Origin of the sequence: Qingshengfaniella alkalisoli (assembly GCF_007855645.1) — a bacterium.
Taxonomy (GTDB): Bacteria; Pseudomonadota; Alphaproteobacteria; order Rhodobacterales; family Rhodobacteraceae; genus Qingshengfaniella; species Qingshengfaniella alkalisoli.
On record NZ_CP042261.1, the window covers coordinates 2,062,757 to 2,076,638 of the forward strand.

At 55.4% G+C, this 13,882-nt stretch carries 16 protein-coding genes; 8 read left to right on the top strand and 8 right to left on the bottom strand.

Annotated elements, in window-relative coordinates; translation table 11 throughout:
• Nucleotides 1–42 precede the first annotated feature (42 nt).
• Entirely contained in the window at nt 43–549 is a 507-nt protein-coding gene (gene secB / locus FPZ52_RS10370) for a protein-export chaperone SecB (RefSeq protein ID WP_146365357.1), read from the top strand.
• On the opposite strand, the gene dnaQ is transcribed toward secB, so the two are convergent.
• Genes dnaQ through FPZ52_RS10390 form a run of 4 tightly spaced genes read right to left on the bottom strand, consistent with a single transcriptional unit; the run spans nt 546 to nt 3,253 of the window.
• Complete coding sequence (dnaQ, locus tag FPZ52_RS10375) at nt 546–1,238, bottom strand: DNA polymerase III subunit epsilon (RefSeq protein ID WP_146365358.1); 693 nt, start codon at nt 1,236–1,238, stop codon at nt 546–548. The genes secB and dnaQ overlap by 4 nt on opposite strands.
• Entirely contained in the window at nt 1,231–1,824 is a 594-nt protein-coding gene (gene coaE, locus FPZ52_RS10380; RefSeq protein ID WP_146365359.1) for a dephospho-CoA kinase, read from the bottom strand. The genes dnaQ and coaE overlap by 8 nt, the downstream gene beginning before the upstream one ends.
• Nucleotides 1,821–2,657 carry a shikimate dehydrogenase gene (locus FPZ52_RS10385; RefSeq protein ID WP_146365360.1) on the bottom strand — a complete coding sequence of 279 codons (837 nt, stop codon included), beginning with the start codon at nt 2,655–2,657 and terminating at the stop codon, nt 1,821–1,823. Before FPZ52_RS10385 ends, coaE begins: the two co-directional genes overlap by 4 nt.
• A complete protein-coding gene (locus FPZ52_RS10390; RefSeq protein WP_146365361.1) occupies nt 2,654–3,253 on the bottom strand; it encodes a Maf family protein in 600 nt (199 codons plus the stop codon). Before FPZ52_RS10390 ends, FPZ52_RS10385 begins: the two co-directional genes overlap by 4 nt.
• Nucleotides 3,254–3,647: 394 nt before the next feature.
• Here FPZ52_RS10390 and hemJ point away from each other — a divergent pair, with 394 nt between their 5' ends.
• The 7 genes from hemJ (at nt 3,648) to FPZ52_RS10425 (ending at nt 11,025) form a co-directional block, all read left to right on the top strand.
• Complete coding sequence (gene hemJ / locus FPZ52_RS10395; protein ID WP_146365362.1) at nt 3,648–4,100, top strand: protoporphyrinogen oxidase HemJ; 453 nt, start codon at nt 3,648–3,650, stop codon at nt 4,098–4,100.
• A gap of 129 nt (nt 4,101–4,229) precedes the next feature.
• Complete coding sequence (gene rho, locus FPZ52_RS10400; RefSeq protein ID WP_146365363.1) at nt 4,230–5,501, top strand: transcription termination factor Rho; 1,272 nt, start codon at nt 4,230–4,232, stop codon at nt 5,499–5,501.
• A 19-nt stretch (nt 5,502–5,520) separates the two neighbouring features.
• Entirely contained in the window at nt 5,521–6,807 is a 1,287-nt protein-coding gene (mnmE, locus tag FPZ52_RS10405; protein ID WP_146365364.1) for a tRNA uridine-5-carboxymethylaminomethyl(34) synthesis GTPase MnmE, read from the top strand.
• Between the two features lie 3 nt (nt 6,808–6,810).
• Nucleotides 6,811–8,688, top strand: coding sequence for a tRNA uridine-5-carboxymethylaminomethyl(34) synthesis enzyme MnmG (gene mnmG / locus FPZ52_RS10410; RefSeq protein WP_205758589.1), 1,878 nt, complete (start codon nt 6,811–6,813; stop codon nt 8,686–8,688).
• Nucleotides 8,685–9,311 (top strand): 16S rRNA (guanine(527)-N(7))-methyltransferase RsmG, encoded by a 627-nt coding sequence (rsmG, locus tag FPZ52_RS10415; protein ID WP_146365365.1) that lies wholly within the window; start codon nt 8,685–8,687, stop codon nt 9,309–9,311. Before mnmG ends, rsmG begins: the two co-directional genes overlap by 4 nt.
• Nucleotides 9,295–10,104 (top strand): ParA family protein, encoded by an 810-nt coding sequence (locus tag FPZ52_RS10420; protein ID WP_146365366.1) that lies wholly within the window; start codon nt 9,295–9,297, stop codon nt 10,102–10,104. Before rsmG ends, FPZ52_RS10420 begins: the two co-directional genes overlap by 17 nt.
• A gap of 9 nt (nt 10,105–10,113) precedes the next feature.
• Entirely contained in the window at nt 10,114–11,025 is a 912-nt protein-coding gene (locus tag FPZ52_RS10425; protein ID WP_146365367.1) for a ParB/RepB/Spo0J family partition protein, read from the top strand.
• Here FPZ52_RS10425 and FPZ52_RS10430 read toward each other — a convergent pair.
• From FPZ52_RS10430 to rph, 4 genes are read right to left on the bottom strand one after another with little or no spacing between them, the layout of a single operon-like run.
• Nucleotides 11,006–11,359 (bottom strand): YbaN family protein, encoded by a 354-nt coding sequence (locus FPZ52_RS10430; RefSeq protein ID WP_146365368.1) that lies wholly within the window; start codon nt 11,357–11,359, stop codon nt 11,006–11,008. The two genes, FPZ52_RS10425 and FPZ52_RS10430, sit on opposite strands and share 20 nt — an antisense overlap.
• The gene (hemW, locus tag FPZ52_RS10435; RefSeq protein WP_240804350.1) at nt 11,360–12,523 is read right to left on the bottom strand and encodes a radical SAM family heme chaperone HemW; all 1,164 of its coding nucleotides are present in this window, start codon (nt 12,521–12,523) and stop codon (nt 11,360–11,362) included.
• On the bottom strand, nt 12,516–13,124 hold the full coding sequence (rdgB, locus tag FPZ52_RS10440) for an RdgB/HAM1 family non-canonical purine NTP pyrophosphatase (protein ID WP_146365370.1): 609 nt from the start codon (nt 13,122–13,124) through the stop codon (nt 12,516–12,518). The genes hemW and rdgB overlap by 8 nt, the downstream gene beginning before the upstream one ends.
• On the bottom strand, nt 13,124–13,834 hold the full coding sequence (rph, locus tag FPZ52_RS10445; protein ID WP_146365371.1) for a ribonuclease PH: 711 nt from the start codon (nt 13,832–13,834) through the stop codon (nt 13,124–13,126). Before rph ends, rdgB begins: the two co-directional genes overlap by 1 nt.
• Nucleotides 13,835–13,882: the final 48 nt, after the last annotated feature.

The window sequence follows — 13,882 nt, forward strand, 5'->3', positions numbered from 1 at the left end:
AGACCTTCGGCAGAAAATTTACCTTTTGCCGGAGCAAGAATTATGGCCGAAGAAACCAACGGGGCAGACGCACAACAGCAGCAAGCCCGCCCGCAGATGCGGGTACTTGCGCAGTTCATCCGTGATCTTTCCTTTGAAAACATCATGATCCAGAAGGGCGTGCAGGGCGAGGTCAAGCCGCAAGTTCAGGTTCAGGTCAGCCTCGACGCAAAAAAGCGTCCGGCAGACAATCAGTACGAAATCACGTCCAAATACATCGTGTCGTCGAAGAACAGCGAATCCGACAGCACGCTGTTTCATGTTGAACTGGATTACGGTGGCGTTTTCCACGTTGAAGGTGTGCCGGAAAACCAGCTTCATCCCTTCCTGCTGATCGAATGCCCGCGCATGCTGTTTCCCTTCGTGCGCCGGATCATCGCCGATGTAACGCGTGACGGTGGCTTCCCGCCAGTGAACCTCGATACCGTCGATTTCGTGCAGCTTTACCAGCAAGAAGTCGCGCGCCGCGCACAGCAGCAGGGCGAACAGAAGCCCGAACGCGTTTCTTAACCGTTCAGCTTCGCCCAGACGGAATCTTCGCCCATCGCGTCCACAAATGCGCGGTGGGCTTCTTTTTCAGTATCCGTCAGCCGCGAGGGCAGTGACTGTGGCCGCGGTCTCGGGCGCCATTCCACGTCCGCCTGTCCCGCCTCGCTGCGTCGTACCTGATCCAAAACCAAACCCGGCTGCCGGCCACCGATCAGTTCCAGGTAAACCTCGGCAAGGATTTCAGCGTCGAGAAGCGCGCCGTGCTTTTCACGCGCCGAATTGTCCACGCCGAAGCGTCGACAGAGCGCATCCAACGAGGCCGGAGACCCCGGAAACTTCTTCCGCGCAATTGCAAGAGTATCCAGTGACTGCGACATCGGCAGTTGTCGCAAGTTGATCCAACTGAGTTCTGCGTTCAGGAATTTCATGTCGAATGCAGCGTTGTGGATCACCAGAACGGCGTCACCGACGAAGTCCAGAAACTGCTGCCCGACCTGACTGAACACCGGCTTATCCGCAAGAAACTCTTCGCTAATTCCATGTACGTTGAACGCATCTTCAGGCATGTCGCGTTGCGGGTTGATGTACTGATGATAGGTGCGGCCCGTGGGGACGTGGTTGAACAGCTCAACACCGCCAATCTCGACGAGCCTGTGGCCCTCGGATGGCTCGAACCCGGTGGTTTCGGTATCGAGAACGATCTCACGCATCTTTACCCCTGATCTCCTGAACGACCCGCTTCACTGCTGCTTTTGCCGTTTCTAACGTGTCTGTCGGGATCACCCAAGTGGCCCGCATCCGCTTTTCCGCATCAGGCATCTGACGCGCAAGGATTTGGTCAAATTGCTCCGCTGTCATACCCGGTCGCGCCAATACCCGTTCTCGCTGCATCGCGTGGGGCGCGGACACAACCGCAACACCATCCACGCTTCCCTCGGCACCTGTTTCAAACAGCAAAGGGATATCCAGAACGGCAATGTCCGACGGGCAGTCAGCCAGAAAATCGGCGCGGTCTTGCGCAACCAACGGATGCACCACCGCCTCGATCTGTCGCAAGGCATCCGGGTCCGTCGCTATCCATTCCTTCAGCCTATCGCGTGACACCGTCCCATCCATGAGAGCCACAGGCCGCAATTTGCGCATGGGTTCGACCGCCGCCCCGCCCTCAGCATACAACCGATGCACTGCGGCATCGGCGTCCCAGACAGCGCAGCCCAGATCCGAAAACATTCTGGCCGTCGTCGACTTCCCCATGCCGATGGAGCCGGTCAGCCCCAACTTGAAGCAATCACTCATAGCTTCAGGACTTCGTCCCTGAGTTCTGCCGTGACTTCCGGCCGCTTGCCGAACCAGCGCTCAAAAGCGGGCGCCGCTTGATGCAATAGCATGCCCAGCCCATCGATTACCTTCGCACCCTGCGCCTCTGCCGCTTCAAGGAACGGCGTCCGTAGCGGGGTATAGACCAGATCCGTTGCAATTGCGCCCACCCGGATCTTGTCGAGTGGTATGTTGAATTCGCTCTTGCCTGCCATACCGAGGGATGTGGAATTAATAATGGTCCCTGCGCCCGCGACGATGTCCTGCGCAGCGTTCCAATCCGTAACTTTAATCTTGGATCCGAACTCCGCCTGAAGCGCAGTCGCTCGGGACCGCGTGCGATTGGTAATCCGGATTTCGGTCACACCCAGATCCAACAATGCCACGACAACGGCGCGGGCCGCACCACCGGCACCGAACAAAGCTACAGGCGCGTCCACTGGCGACCAGTCGGGCGCATGGTCGCGGATGTTTTGAGTAAATCCATAACCATCAGTGTTATCAGCATGAATTGATCCGTCTTCTCTGAAGCTCAGCGTATTGGCCGCCCCGATCAAAGCTGCACGATCAGACACTCGATCCGCCAATCCAAGCGCCGCTTCCTTATGTGGGATCGTCACATTGACGCCAACAAAGCCCAGCCTTGGCAATGTTACCAAACAGTCCCGCAGATCGCGGGGTAGCACATGCATCGGAACATAATGCCCAGCCAATCCGTATTGACGCAACCAATGACCATGCACGACAGGCGATTTGCTATGCGTAATCGGATAGCCGATTACCCCGGCCAGCGGAATCTTGTCGTCACTCATTGCGGCAGCACCCCCTTGATCGTGAGATAGCCGAGCAGTTCCAGCAACGGAAGTCCGAGAATGGTGAAATAGTCACCCTCGATGCGTGAAAACAATCGCACGCCTTCCGCCTCCAGCATATAGCCACCGACGCAATGACACACCTCGTCCCAGTTTCGTTCGATATAATCGTCGCGGTAAGTGTCACTGAAAGGTCTCATGGTCAGCCGTGCCACGCCAACATGACGCCACAATGGCTTGCCGTCCTCATAGATTACGGCAGCAGACAGCAAGCTGTGCTGCGTACCGCGCAACCTGTCCAACTGCACGCGCAATTCATCCTTGGAGTCCGGCTTCGCTAGAACCTCGCCCTTAACGTCCAGAACCTGATCACATCCCAACACCAGCGCTCCGGGGTGCTTTTCGCTGACCCGCAACGCTTTCATTTCCGCCAGAGCATCGGCGATATCGCGCGAACTGGCCTGTTCCGCCTGCAAGGATGCGCGGATCGACGATTCATCAACCCTTGCCGGGATAATTTCCGGATCAAGCCCGGCATTGACCAAGAGGGTTCTTCTGGTTGCAGAATTTGAAGCAAGGATCAGTCGACCATTCATGTGGATAACCCTGTGTGACTCTGACGGTATAGCCGGTGTGCGAAGCGTGGGCCATTTATGTGGTAGATCACTGGCTGTGCGGGACTCGGGAGTTTGTCAAGTTTCGTGGGATGAGTCGCTCACCGTGGGTAAGAGTCATCCGGGATCGGTGGAGAAAGGATTCGCTATAAGTTTTCCTGAAACTTATCCACATCCAGCGCTTGCAGAAAGACTTGTAAGTAATTGATAAAAATAATTTATTCTTATTATCCCTGCTTGGCATTCTGCGGCGCAATATTTATCCACATGTAAATATCACTGTGGGTAACTGGAAAATTCAACTTATCCACACCCCCTACAACGTCATCATCTTTTCTTATACTTCTTTTAAAATTGATTACTGGGATCAGAAATAATGATGGATTTCCTGGCGGCAGCCTATCCGTGGACAAAATCACTTCATGTTATATCGGTGATCGCCTGGATGGCGGGTTTGTTCTATCTGCCTAGGCTCTTTGTCTATCACGTCGAGCACGCTGATCTCGGACATGCTACAGACAAGATGTTGCAGACGATGGAGTACAAGCTCCTCCGGGCAATCATGAACCCCGCAATGGCCGCGACGTGGCTCTTTGGTGTTGCTTTGGCCCTGACCCCGGGAATTGTCGATTGGGGCGCTGTGTGGCCCTATACGAAGGCCGCAGCGGTGCTTGCGATGACTTGGTTCCATCACTGGCTGGCGAAACGGCGTAAGGATTTTATCAGTGGCCAGAACAAGCTCAGTGGGCGCCGCTACCGGATGATGAACGAAGTTCCCACATTTCTTATGATGATAATTGTGGTGTCGGTGATCGCGCGTCCCTTCTGAAACGTTGACTCCGGCGAGGTGGATCGCTATGTGGACTTTCTGAAGGGCGTCCGCCCGCTGATTTTCCATTCCATGAGAGAGCACCGCTGACAACGTTGTCAGAGTGTGTCCCAGTATATGAATATTGCCGTGACCAAAGAATGCCTTAACCTCGCTGATCTTAAAGCGAAGAGCCCCCAGGATCTTCTCGCGATGGCCGAGGAGCTGGAGATTGAAAACGCCTCTACGATGCGTAAGGGCGAAATGATGTTCCAGATCCTCAAAGAACGCGCCGAAGATGGCTGGGAAATTTCCGGCGACGGTGTGCTGGAGGTACTGCAAGACGGCTTCGGCTTCCTGCGTTCGCCCGAAGCCAACTATCTGCCGGGTCCCGATGACATCTATGTGTCGCCGGACATGATCCGCTTGCATTCGATGCGCACCGGCGACACTGTCGAAGGTGTCATCCAGGCGCCGAACGAGAATGAGCGCTACTTCGCGATGACGAAGGTAACCCAGATCAACTTCGAGGATCCGGAGCGCACCCGTCACAAGATTAACTTCGACAACCTGACGCCGCTTTATCCCGATGAGCGGCTGACGATGGAAATCGAAGACCCGACCGTCAAGGACCGCTCGGCCCGCGTCATCGATCTGGTTGCCCCCATCGGTAAAGGCCAGCGTTCTCTGATTGTTGCACCGCCGCGGACGGGTAAAACCGTTCTACTTCAGAATATTGCGCATTCGATCGAAAAAAATCACCCGGAATGCTACCTGATCGTTCTACTGATCGACGAACGGCCGGAAGAAGTCACCGATATGCAGCGGAACGTAAAGGGAGAGGTCATTTCCTCGACCTTCGACGAGCCTGCGTCGCGCCACGTTGCCGTGTCCGAAATGGTGATCGAGAAGGCCAAGCGCCTTGTGGAACACAAGCGTGATGTTGTGATCCTGCTCGACTCGATTACTCGTCTGGGCCGCGCCTATAACACGACCGTACCGTCTTCGGGTAAAGTGCTGACCGGCGGTGTCGATGCAAACGCGTTGCAGCGTCCGAAGCGTTTCTTCGGCGCTGCGCGAAACATCGAAGAGGGCGGGTCGCTGACCATCATCGCGACGGCCCTGATCGACACAGGAAGCCGTATGGATGAGGTCATCTTTGAAGAATTCAAAGGGACTGGTAACTCGGAAATCGTGCTTGATCGGAAGGTTGCCGATAAACGCGTCTTCCCGGCTATGGATATTCTGAAGTCCGGCACGAGGAAGGAAGATCTGTTGGTCGACAAGGTTGATCTTCAGAAGACCTTCGTTCTTCGCCGGATTCTCAACCCGATGGGCACAACGGACGCGATCGAGTTCCTGCTATCCAAGCTGAAACAGACCAAGACGAATTCTGAGTTCTTCGAGTCGATGAACACCTGATCTGGGGCTCGCTTGAACGATGGATACCATATACGCCCTCGCATCAGGGCAGGGGAAAGCCGGGGTCGCGGTCGTTCGCCTGTCTGGTCCGCACGCCCATAGGGCGGTTGCGGACTTAGCAGGGCGTGTGCCGGAGCCGCGTCGTGCGGCGCTCATGCGCTTGTCTGATGCCGAAGGTGTTCATCTGGATCACGCATTGGTCCTGACCTTTGCTAAGGGCGCAAGCTTTACTGGTGAAGAGGTAGCTGAACTTCACCTTCACGGAAGCCGCGCGACGGTGGCTGCCGTTCTTAATTCGCTATCTAAAATCAAATGCTTACGATTAGCGGAAGCTGGAGAGTTCACGCGGCGCGCGTTGGAAAATGGCCAGTTGGATCTTACCGAAGTCGAAGCGCTTGCAGATCTTATCGATGCTGAAACCGAAGCTCAACGACGCCAGGCGCTTCGAATCTTTTCGGGCGCGCTGGGTAAGAAGACGGAACAGTGGCGAAGCAGGCTGATCCGTTCCATGGCTTTGATCGAGGCGACGATCGACTTTGCCGACGAAGAAGTGCCCGAAGACGTTACCCCGGAAGTATCTGAGCTGCTAAGTTCGGTCAGGCAGGAGATCGAGGCGGAGCTAGACGGATATGAAGCCGCTGAACGTATCCGAGATGGCTTCGAGGTCGCGATACTAGGCCGACCGAATATCGGGAAATCAACTCTTCTCAATAGCTTAGCTGGTAGAGAGGCAGCCATCACCTCTGATATCGCCGGAACAACGCGCGATGTGATTGAAGTGCGCATGGACATTCGGGGGCTGCCGGTAACTTTCCTGGATACCGCCGGTCTGCGCGAGACAACTGATGAAATTGAAGCCAAAGGCGTGGACTTGGCGTTGCGCCGAGCACGCAACGCCGATCTCCGCGTGGTTTTGACTGACGGAGCATTGCCTGACGGGATAGAATTGCTGGCGGACGATCTTGTTCTTCGAGCGAAATCGGATTTGCAACCGACCGACGAGCCAGCGGTGTCTGGGAAGACAGGGCATGGGGTTTCAGAACTCCTGACCAACATCGGCGAGATTCTGACTGCACGTTCTGCGGGTGCGGGAACAGCAGTGCGAGAACGACATCGAATTGCTATGCTGTCAGCTAGAGAGATTCTTGATATGGCGCAGATGGAACTTGCCCTGGGTTCCGAAAGGGCCGAGTTGGCGGCAGAACAATTGCGGCGTTGCGTAAGGACATTAGATGCTCTTGTAGGACGGGTAGATACTGAACAAGTCTTGGATGAGATATTCAGTAGTTTCTGCTTGGGAAAATGATGGGTGTTTCACGTGAAACATGGTGAGTTTGATATTGTCGTAATCGGTGGCGGCCACGCCGGAACCGAAGCAGCACACGCCGCCGCCAGAATCGGTGCATCGGTAGCGCTTGTTACCTTGGATGCGACGAAAATCGGTGTGATGTCCTGTAACCCGGCCATTGGGGGGCTTGGTAAAGGTCACCTTGTCCGCGAAATAGACGCACTAGATGGTGTTATGGGTCGTGTGGCTGACGCTTCCGGTATTCAGTTTCGCCTTCTGAACCGCCGCAAAGGCCCGGCAGTCCAAGGTCCGCGCGCGCAGTCCGATCGTAAGATCTATCGCGATACCATGCAGGAACTTACCTCGCAGCAACAGAATTTGACTGTTGTTGAGGGAGAAGCCGCCGATATTTTGCTCGAGAACGGTGTCGTGTCAGGGATCGAACTTGCCGACGGCTCGCGTATCTCGACACGCGCAATCGTGGTCACAACAGGTACGTTCCTTCGTGGCGTAATTCATATCGGCGACAAGTCCCATGAAGCTGGTCGGATGGGGGAGAAACCATCTGTGCGGCTCGCCGACCGGTTCCAAGCCATGAATCTGCCGCTCGGTCGGCTCAAGACGGGCACGCCGCCGCGATTGGATGGTCGTACAATCGATTGGGATCGGCTGGAGACACAACCTGGTGATGACGATCCCACCTTTTTCTCATTTCTGACACGTGAAGCATCCGCGCGTCAGATTTCATGTGGTATTACGCACACTAATGAACAAACCCATGAAATCATTAGAAAAAATATAGACCGTTCAGCGATGTATGGAGGTCACATCGAAGGTATCGGTCCGAGATACTGCCCATCCATCGAGGATAAGATTGTCCGTTTTGCCGACAAAACCTCTCACCAGGTGTTCTTGGAGCCTGAGGGGTTGGATGATCACACGGTCTATCCAAATGGCATTTCAACGTCGTTGCCTGTGGATGTACAGGCCTCATACATCGCCTCTATGGCAGGTTTGGAGAAGGCGGCGATTTTGCAGCCAGGCTACGCCATAGAATACGATTACGTGGATCCGCGTGCGCTGAAGCAAACTTTAGAACTAAAGACGCAACCAGGACTATATCTGGCGGGACAGATCAATGGAACCACTGGATACGAGGAGGCGGCCGCTCAAGGTATGGTGGCGGGTCTGAACGCTGCGCTACAGGTATTGGGCCGCGAGCCCTACGTATTCAGTCGAACAAACTCCTATATTGGCGTCATGGTCGATGACCTAACGTCGAGAGGTGTCGCGGAACCTTACCGCATGTTTACCTCTCGAGCGGAGTTCCGTTTGTCGCTAAGGGCAGACAACGCCGACCAGAGACTGACGCAGATCGGGATTGATCTGGGTTGCGTTGGTGTTTCACGTGAAACGCTGTTTCGTCGCAAGATGGATGAACTGGCCAGGGCCAAGAGTATGCTCGTCAGCGAGAGCTTTTCTCCGACGAAGCTCAGAGCGCATGGTATCTCGGTTGGAAATGATGGGCGCAAGCGAACGCCCTATGACCTTCTATCGTTCCCAGATGTTACGATCGACAGCATTGCGGCTTTTGTTCCAGGGGTTAATGAGCTTGACCATGAAATCAGAAGTCAGGTGGCTAAAGATGCTCTCTATGCACAGTACTTGGAACGCCAACAACGTGACGCGGCAGCACTAAAGTCTGAAGAAGACACGGTGATTCCGCCTGACTTTGACTATTCGGCCGTATCAGGGCTGTCGTCAGAGTTGAAAAATAAGCTTGAGCATGTTCGGCCCCACAATCTTGCTCATGCAGGAAAGATTGAAGGCATTACCCCGGCTGCCCTTACTTTACTGCTAGCTAAGCTTCGCAAAAAGCCTTCAAAGAGGTCGGCGTGAAAGATGCTCAGAGCGTGTTAGGAGGTGTTTCACGTGAAACAGTTCGGCGGCTGGAAATCTATGCAGACCTCCTGGTAAAGTGGAATAAGTCGATAAACTTGGTTTCTCCAAAGACGATCAACGATCTTTGGTCTCGCCACCTACTTGATTCAGCGCAAATTTTTGATCTTGCCAATGTATTGAGCGGGAAATGGGTGGATTTAGGTAGCGGAGGCGGTTTTCCGGGTCTAGTCGTAGCAATCATCGCTGCCGAGAAAGCCCCGAGTATAGCTGTGACCTGCATCGAGAGCGATATCAGGAAAGCCACATTCCTCCGAACTGTTTCACGTGAAACGTCCGTCAGCGTGTCCGTGATAGCAGATCGGATCGAGATGGTACCGCCACAATCGGCAGACGTCGTATCGGCCAGAGCGCTAGCGCCGCTACCAAAGCTTATTCCTTACGCGTACAGGCACCTTGCCGTGGGAGGCATAGGCATATTTCCGAAAGGTGAGCGGCATAAAGAAGAAATTAATCGACTGAAACAAGATTGGTCGTTCAAACTGGACGTATTCCCGAGTAGAACAGAGTCAGAGGCAGCTATATTACGGTTCGAGGACCTGTCGAATGGCAAATCGGTGTAACGCCCGGGTTATCGCGGTTACAAATCAGAAGGGTGGGGTAGGCAAGACTACCACTACAATCAATCTGGGGGCGTCTCTTGCGTCAAAGGGGCATTCTGTCCTTATCTTGGACTTGGACCCGCAAGGTAATGCGTCGACAGGTCTTGGTATTGAACCGGATGACCGCAAACTTACAACATATGACCTTCTGGTAGACGGTGCGAAGCTAGCAGATGTGCTTTATCCGACCGGGGTCGATAACGTAATTATCGCTCCAGCCACGACAGATCTTAGTTCTGCGGATATAGAACTTGTCTCAAACGAACGTCGCAGCTTTCTTTTGCGTGACGCGCTGCGGGATCAGACGATCAATCAACTGGAAATCGACTATATCTTGATCGATTGTCCGCCGTCTCTCAATCTGTTGACGGTCAACGCTATGGTAGCCGCCGATTCCGTACTTATACCTCTGCAGAGCGAATTCTTCGCGCTAGAAGGGCTGTCGCAGCTAATGCTGACAATTCGAGAGATCAGACAGGCGGCAAATCCCGAGCTGCGGATCGAGGGTGTCCTGCTGACCATGCATGATGCGCGTAACCGGTTAGCACAGCAGGTGGAAACTGATGCGCGGCAAACGCTTGGCGAACTGGTCTTTAATACGATCGTGCCGCGAAACGTTCGCATTAGCGAAGCGCCCTCATATGCGATGCCGGTAACCGAATACGATCCGATGTCGAAGGGAAGCCTTGCATATAAACAACTGGCGGAAGAACTAAGCGCGAGATATGCGCGCAAACCTGAACTACAGCAGTAGGGGGCAAAGATGAGCAGTAAGGAAAAACGCGGGTTAGGGCGCGGTCTCTCGGCGCTTATGGCAGACGTGGAGGTGCATCATTCGCAGCCATCGAATGATCGACCGGCTGTTCTGCGCGCAGATCGCATGATCCCAATCGAGCAGGTGACGCCGAACCCCGACCAGCCAAGACGCCATTTTAACGAAGATGCACTGTCCGAGTTGGCGTCGTCGGTGAAGGAAAAGGGGATACTTCAACCGTTGATCGTCCGAGAAATTTCGAACGGCGCGGCGAAGTATCAGATTGTTGCGGGCGAGCGGCGCTGGCGCGCAGCACAGCGCGCGCAGCTGCATGAAGTTCCTGTAATCGTACGAGAATTTTCCGATACCGAAGTTCTTGAAATTGCGATCATTGAGAACATCCAACGCGCGGATTTGAATGCGGTGGAGGAAGCCGCAGGCTATCGCCAGTTGATGGAACGCTTTGGGCACACCCAGGAAAAGCTTGCGGAGGCTTTAGGCAAAAGTCGTAGCTACATCGCAAACCTTTTGCGTCTGTTGCAGCTACCGCCGGAAGTCCAGGCGCATTTGATCGAAGGGCGGATGTCGGCAGGCCACGCGCGGGCGCTGATAACAGCGGACGATCCGGTCGGCTTGGCGCGGAAGGTCGTCGATGATGATCTATCGGTGCGGGAAACGGAGAAGCTGGCGCGGAAGCTGATGAACGGCTCGGAGGCTCCTCGACGGAAGACCATTACCAAACCGGAGAAGGATGCAGATACCCGTGCGCTAGAGGCGGACTTGTCGGCGAATCTCGGATTGAAGGTCCTGGTCGATCATTCTGACGGCGGTCAGTCTGGTCGCGTGTCGATTGAGTATAAGTCGCTGGATCAACTGGACGAAATTTGCCGAATCCTGACGCCTAGCTTGACGGGCGCGTAAGGATAAAGGCGCAGACCGAAAGCAGAACGACTGCCTGAAGTATAAGCAGGCGGATGGGCAGCCCCAGCAGCAGGGCAATCCCGAATGTCGCGACGCAAGAAGCTACGGCGAGCCGTTTTGCTCGTCTAGATATAGCGCCCCTTTCTTGCCAGTCGCGTATATGTGGCCCGTAGATTGGGTGCGTCAGAAGCCATTCATGCAGCTTTGGCGACGATCTGGCGAAACAAAATGCGGCCAGGATCAGAAGCGGAACCGTCGGTAATAGCGGCAGAAATGCCCCGACAAAGCCGATCGCTACGGACAGACAGCCGAAAATGAACCACGCGGCCCTCAACTATGCCTCCAGTAATTGACGGAGAACCGCATTGAGAAGTAAACGCCCGTTTGATGTGGTGCTCAGGTGTCTCCCAGCGATGTCGATCAAGCCCTCTTGCTGCAACTGTATGAGAGTATCGTCGTCAGGCGAGTAGCCAAGACTGCGCAACCGCGCCAGATCCGTACCTTCGTTCAGCCGCAAGCTCATCAGCAGGTACTCGGTAGCCTGATCCTCTAGCGACAGAGCCTCGCGCATGGATTCGCCTGAACCGGTCTGTTCGACCTGTTCGAGCCATTTCCCCGGAGCGAGAGGTGTCTCGGTTGCAAACCGCGCCCGGCTATCGGTGATCCGACCATGGGCACCCGGGCCTATGCCGATGTAATCACCATAGCGCCAGTAAACCAGATTGTGTCGGCTTTCGGCCCCGTCGCGCGCATGGTTTGAAACCTCGTAGGCGGGCATACCGTATCGGGCACAAACGTCCTGAGTCAGATCAAACATGTCGGCGGCAAGACTGTCGGCGGGCAAGCCCTTCAAGCCACCCTTGGCATGGCGAGCGCCGAAGGCGGTGCCGGGTTCGATGGTCAACTGATAGAGCGACAGGTGATCAATTGCCATTTCCAAAGCTTCGGTCAGTTCGGCTTCCCAATCTCGCAGGGATTGGTTCTGGCGGGCGTAAATCAAATCGAAGCTCACACGTTCAAAGGCCGTCCTTGCGATTTCGAATGCTTTCTTCGCTTCGTCTACGGAATGTAGTCGACCCAGTTGCCGAAGATCATCATCTTTAAGCGACTGTATTCCCATCGAGATACGGGATACGCCACCGTCACGAAACGCGCGAAACCGCCCTGCCTCGACCGAGGTGGGGTTTGCTTCCAACGTGACCTCCAGATCATTGGCAACGGGCCATAACCTGTGAACTTCAGACAGCACTTCTGCGACGGTGTCGGGATCCATCAGGGATGGGGTGCCGCCGCCGAAGAATACGGATCGCAGGATACGACCTTGGGTTTCTTCAGCGGACCGACGTAGTTCGTTCAGATAGGCAGATTTCCAGCGTGTGTGATCAATTGTGTCGGCCACATGGCTGTTGAAGTCGCAATAGGGGCATTTGGCGGCGCAGAACGGCCAATGGATATAGAGGCCGAAGCCTCCGTTTTCCCAGTCAGGGCGCTCAGTCAAGCGCCCCGGCCTTGAATTTTGCGAATGCGTCAGCGCGGTGGCTGATTTTTTGTTTTCGCGCCGGGTCCATCTCGCCGAAGGTTTCGTCATGCCCCGCCGGAATGAACATCGGGTCGTAGCCGAACCCACGCTCGCCCCGCGGGGGCCAGACGAGGTGGCCACTGACTGTACCCGCGAAAATTTCGTCGTGTCCGTCTGGCCAGGCGATGCACAGCGTGCAGCAGAAGCGACCGAGGCGGGGCTCGGCGGCATTCACCGCGTCCAGCTTGTCCTGGGCCTTTTGCATTGCCATACCAAAGTCGCGCCCGTTGCCGGTTTCTGCCCAATCAGCCGTGTAAACACCGGGGGCACCGTCGAGCGCGTCGATTTCAAGCCCACTGTCGTCGGACAGGGCGGGCAGGCCACTTTCCTTGGCGGCGTAGTGGGCCTTGATCCGTGCATTGCCTGCAAAACTGTCCTCGGTTTCGTCCGGTTCTGTCAGGCCAAGTTCACCAGCGGACACCACATCAATGCCAAAGGGTTCAAGCAGCGCGGATATTTCGCGCAGCTTGCCCTTGTTGTGGGACGCCAAAACAATCTTGGGTTCCGTCAGTTTGCGCATCAGGCGGCTGCCGTCTTCTGTGCTTCGACCAGCTTCGCACGGCCCAGTTCAGCCAAATCAAGTAATTGGCTCATCTGGTCGCGGGAGAAGGTCGCGCCCTCCGCAGACATCTGCACCTCGATCAGCCGACCCGAGCCCGTCATGACGAAATTGCCGTCCACGCCCGCTTCACTGTCTTCGGGGTAGTCCAGATCCAGCACAGGTTGACCGGCATAGATGCCGCAGCTTACGGCGGCAACCGGATCCAGCAATGGGTCGGAAATCACATCGCCTGCCTTCATCAGCTTGTTCACTGCCAGGCGCAGCGCAACCCAACCGCCGGTGATGGATGCACAGCGCGTGCCGCCATCGGCTTGGATGACGTCGCAGTCGATGGTGATCTGGCGTTCGCCAAGCGCAACACGGTCAACGCCGGCGCGAAGGCTGCGGCCAATCAGCCGCTGGATCTCCTGAGTGCGACCTGACTGCCCGCGCTTGGCCTCGCGGTTCATGCGTGTGTGCGTAGCGCGCGGCAACATTCCGTATTCGGCCGTAACCCAGCCAAGACCGCTGTTCTTCATGAAGGGCGGCACTTTCGCGTCGATAGATGCAGTGCAGAGCACATGCGTGTCGCCCATCTTGATCAGGCAGGAGCCTTCGGCATGACGCGTAACATTGGTTTCGATTGAAATCGGGCGCAGTTCGTTTAACTCTCGGCCTGAAGGGCGCATGGCAATTCCTTTTGTCGGGTTTGCTTGTCCCATATCTGCCGCGCATGG

Coding starts and splice junctions, on each gene's coding strand:
- rdgB (WP_146365370.1), bottom strand. CDS start 13,124: ATGCGCAAACTGACGGAACCCAAGATTGTTTTGGCGTCCCACAACAAG.
- secB (WP_146365357.1), top strand. CDS start 43: ATGGCCGAAGAAACCAACGGGGCAGACGCACAACAGCAGCAAGCCCGC.
- coaE (WP_146365359.1), bottom strand. CDS start 1,824: ATGAGTGATTGCTTCAAGTTGGGGCTGACCGGCTCCATCGGCATGGGG.
- FPZ52_RS10390 (WP_146365361.1), bottom strand. CDS start 3,253: ATGAATGGTCGACTGATCCTTGCTTCAAATTCTGCAACCAGAAGAACC.
- FPZ52_RS10385 (WP_146365360.1), bottom strand. CDS start 2,657: ATGAGTGACGACAAGATTCCGCTGGCCGGGGTAATCGGCTATCCGATT.
- rph (WP_146365371.1), bottom strand. CDS start 13,834: ATGCGCCCTTCAGGCCGAGAGTTAAACGAACTGCGCCCGATTTCAATC.
- dnaQ (WP_146365358.1), bottom strand. CDS start 1,238: ATGCGTGAGATCGTTCTCGATACCGAAACCACCGGGTTCGAGCCATCC.
- FPZ52_RS10425 (WP_146365367.1), top strand. CDS start 10,114: ATGAGCAGTAAGGAAAAACGCGGGTTAGGGCGCGGTCTCTCGGCGCTT.
- FPZ52_RS10420 (WP_146365366.1), top strand. CDS start 9,295: ATGGCAAATCGGTGTAACGCCCGGGTTATCGCGGTTACAAATCAGAAG.
- mnmE (WP_146365364.1), top strand. CDS start 5,521: ATGGATACCATATACGCCCTCGCATCAGGGCAGGGGAAAGCCGGGGTC.
- hemJ (WP_146365362.1), top strand. CDS start 3,648: ATGATGGATTTCCTGGCGGCAGCCTATCCGTGGACAAAATCACTTCAT.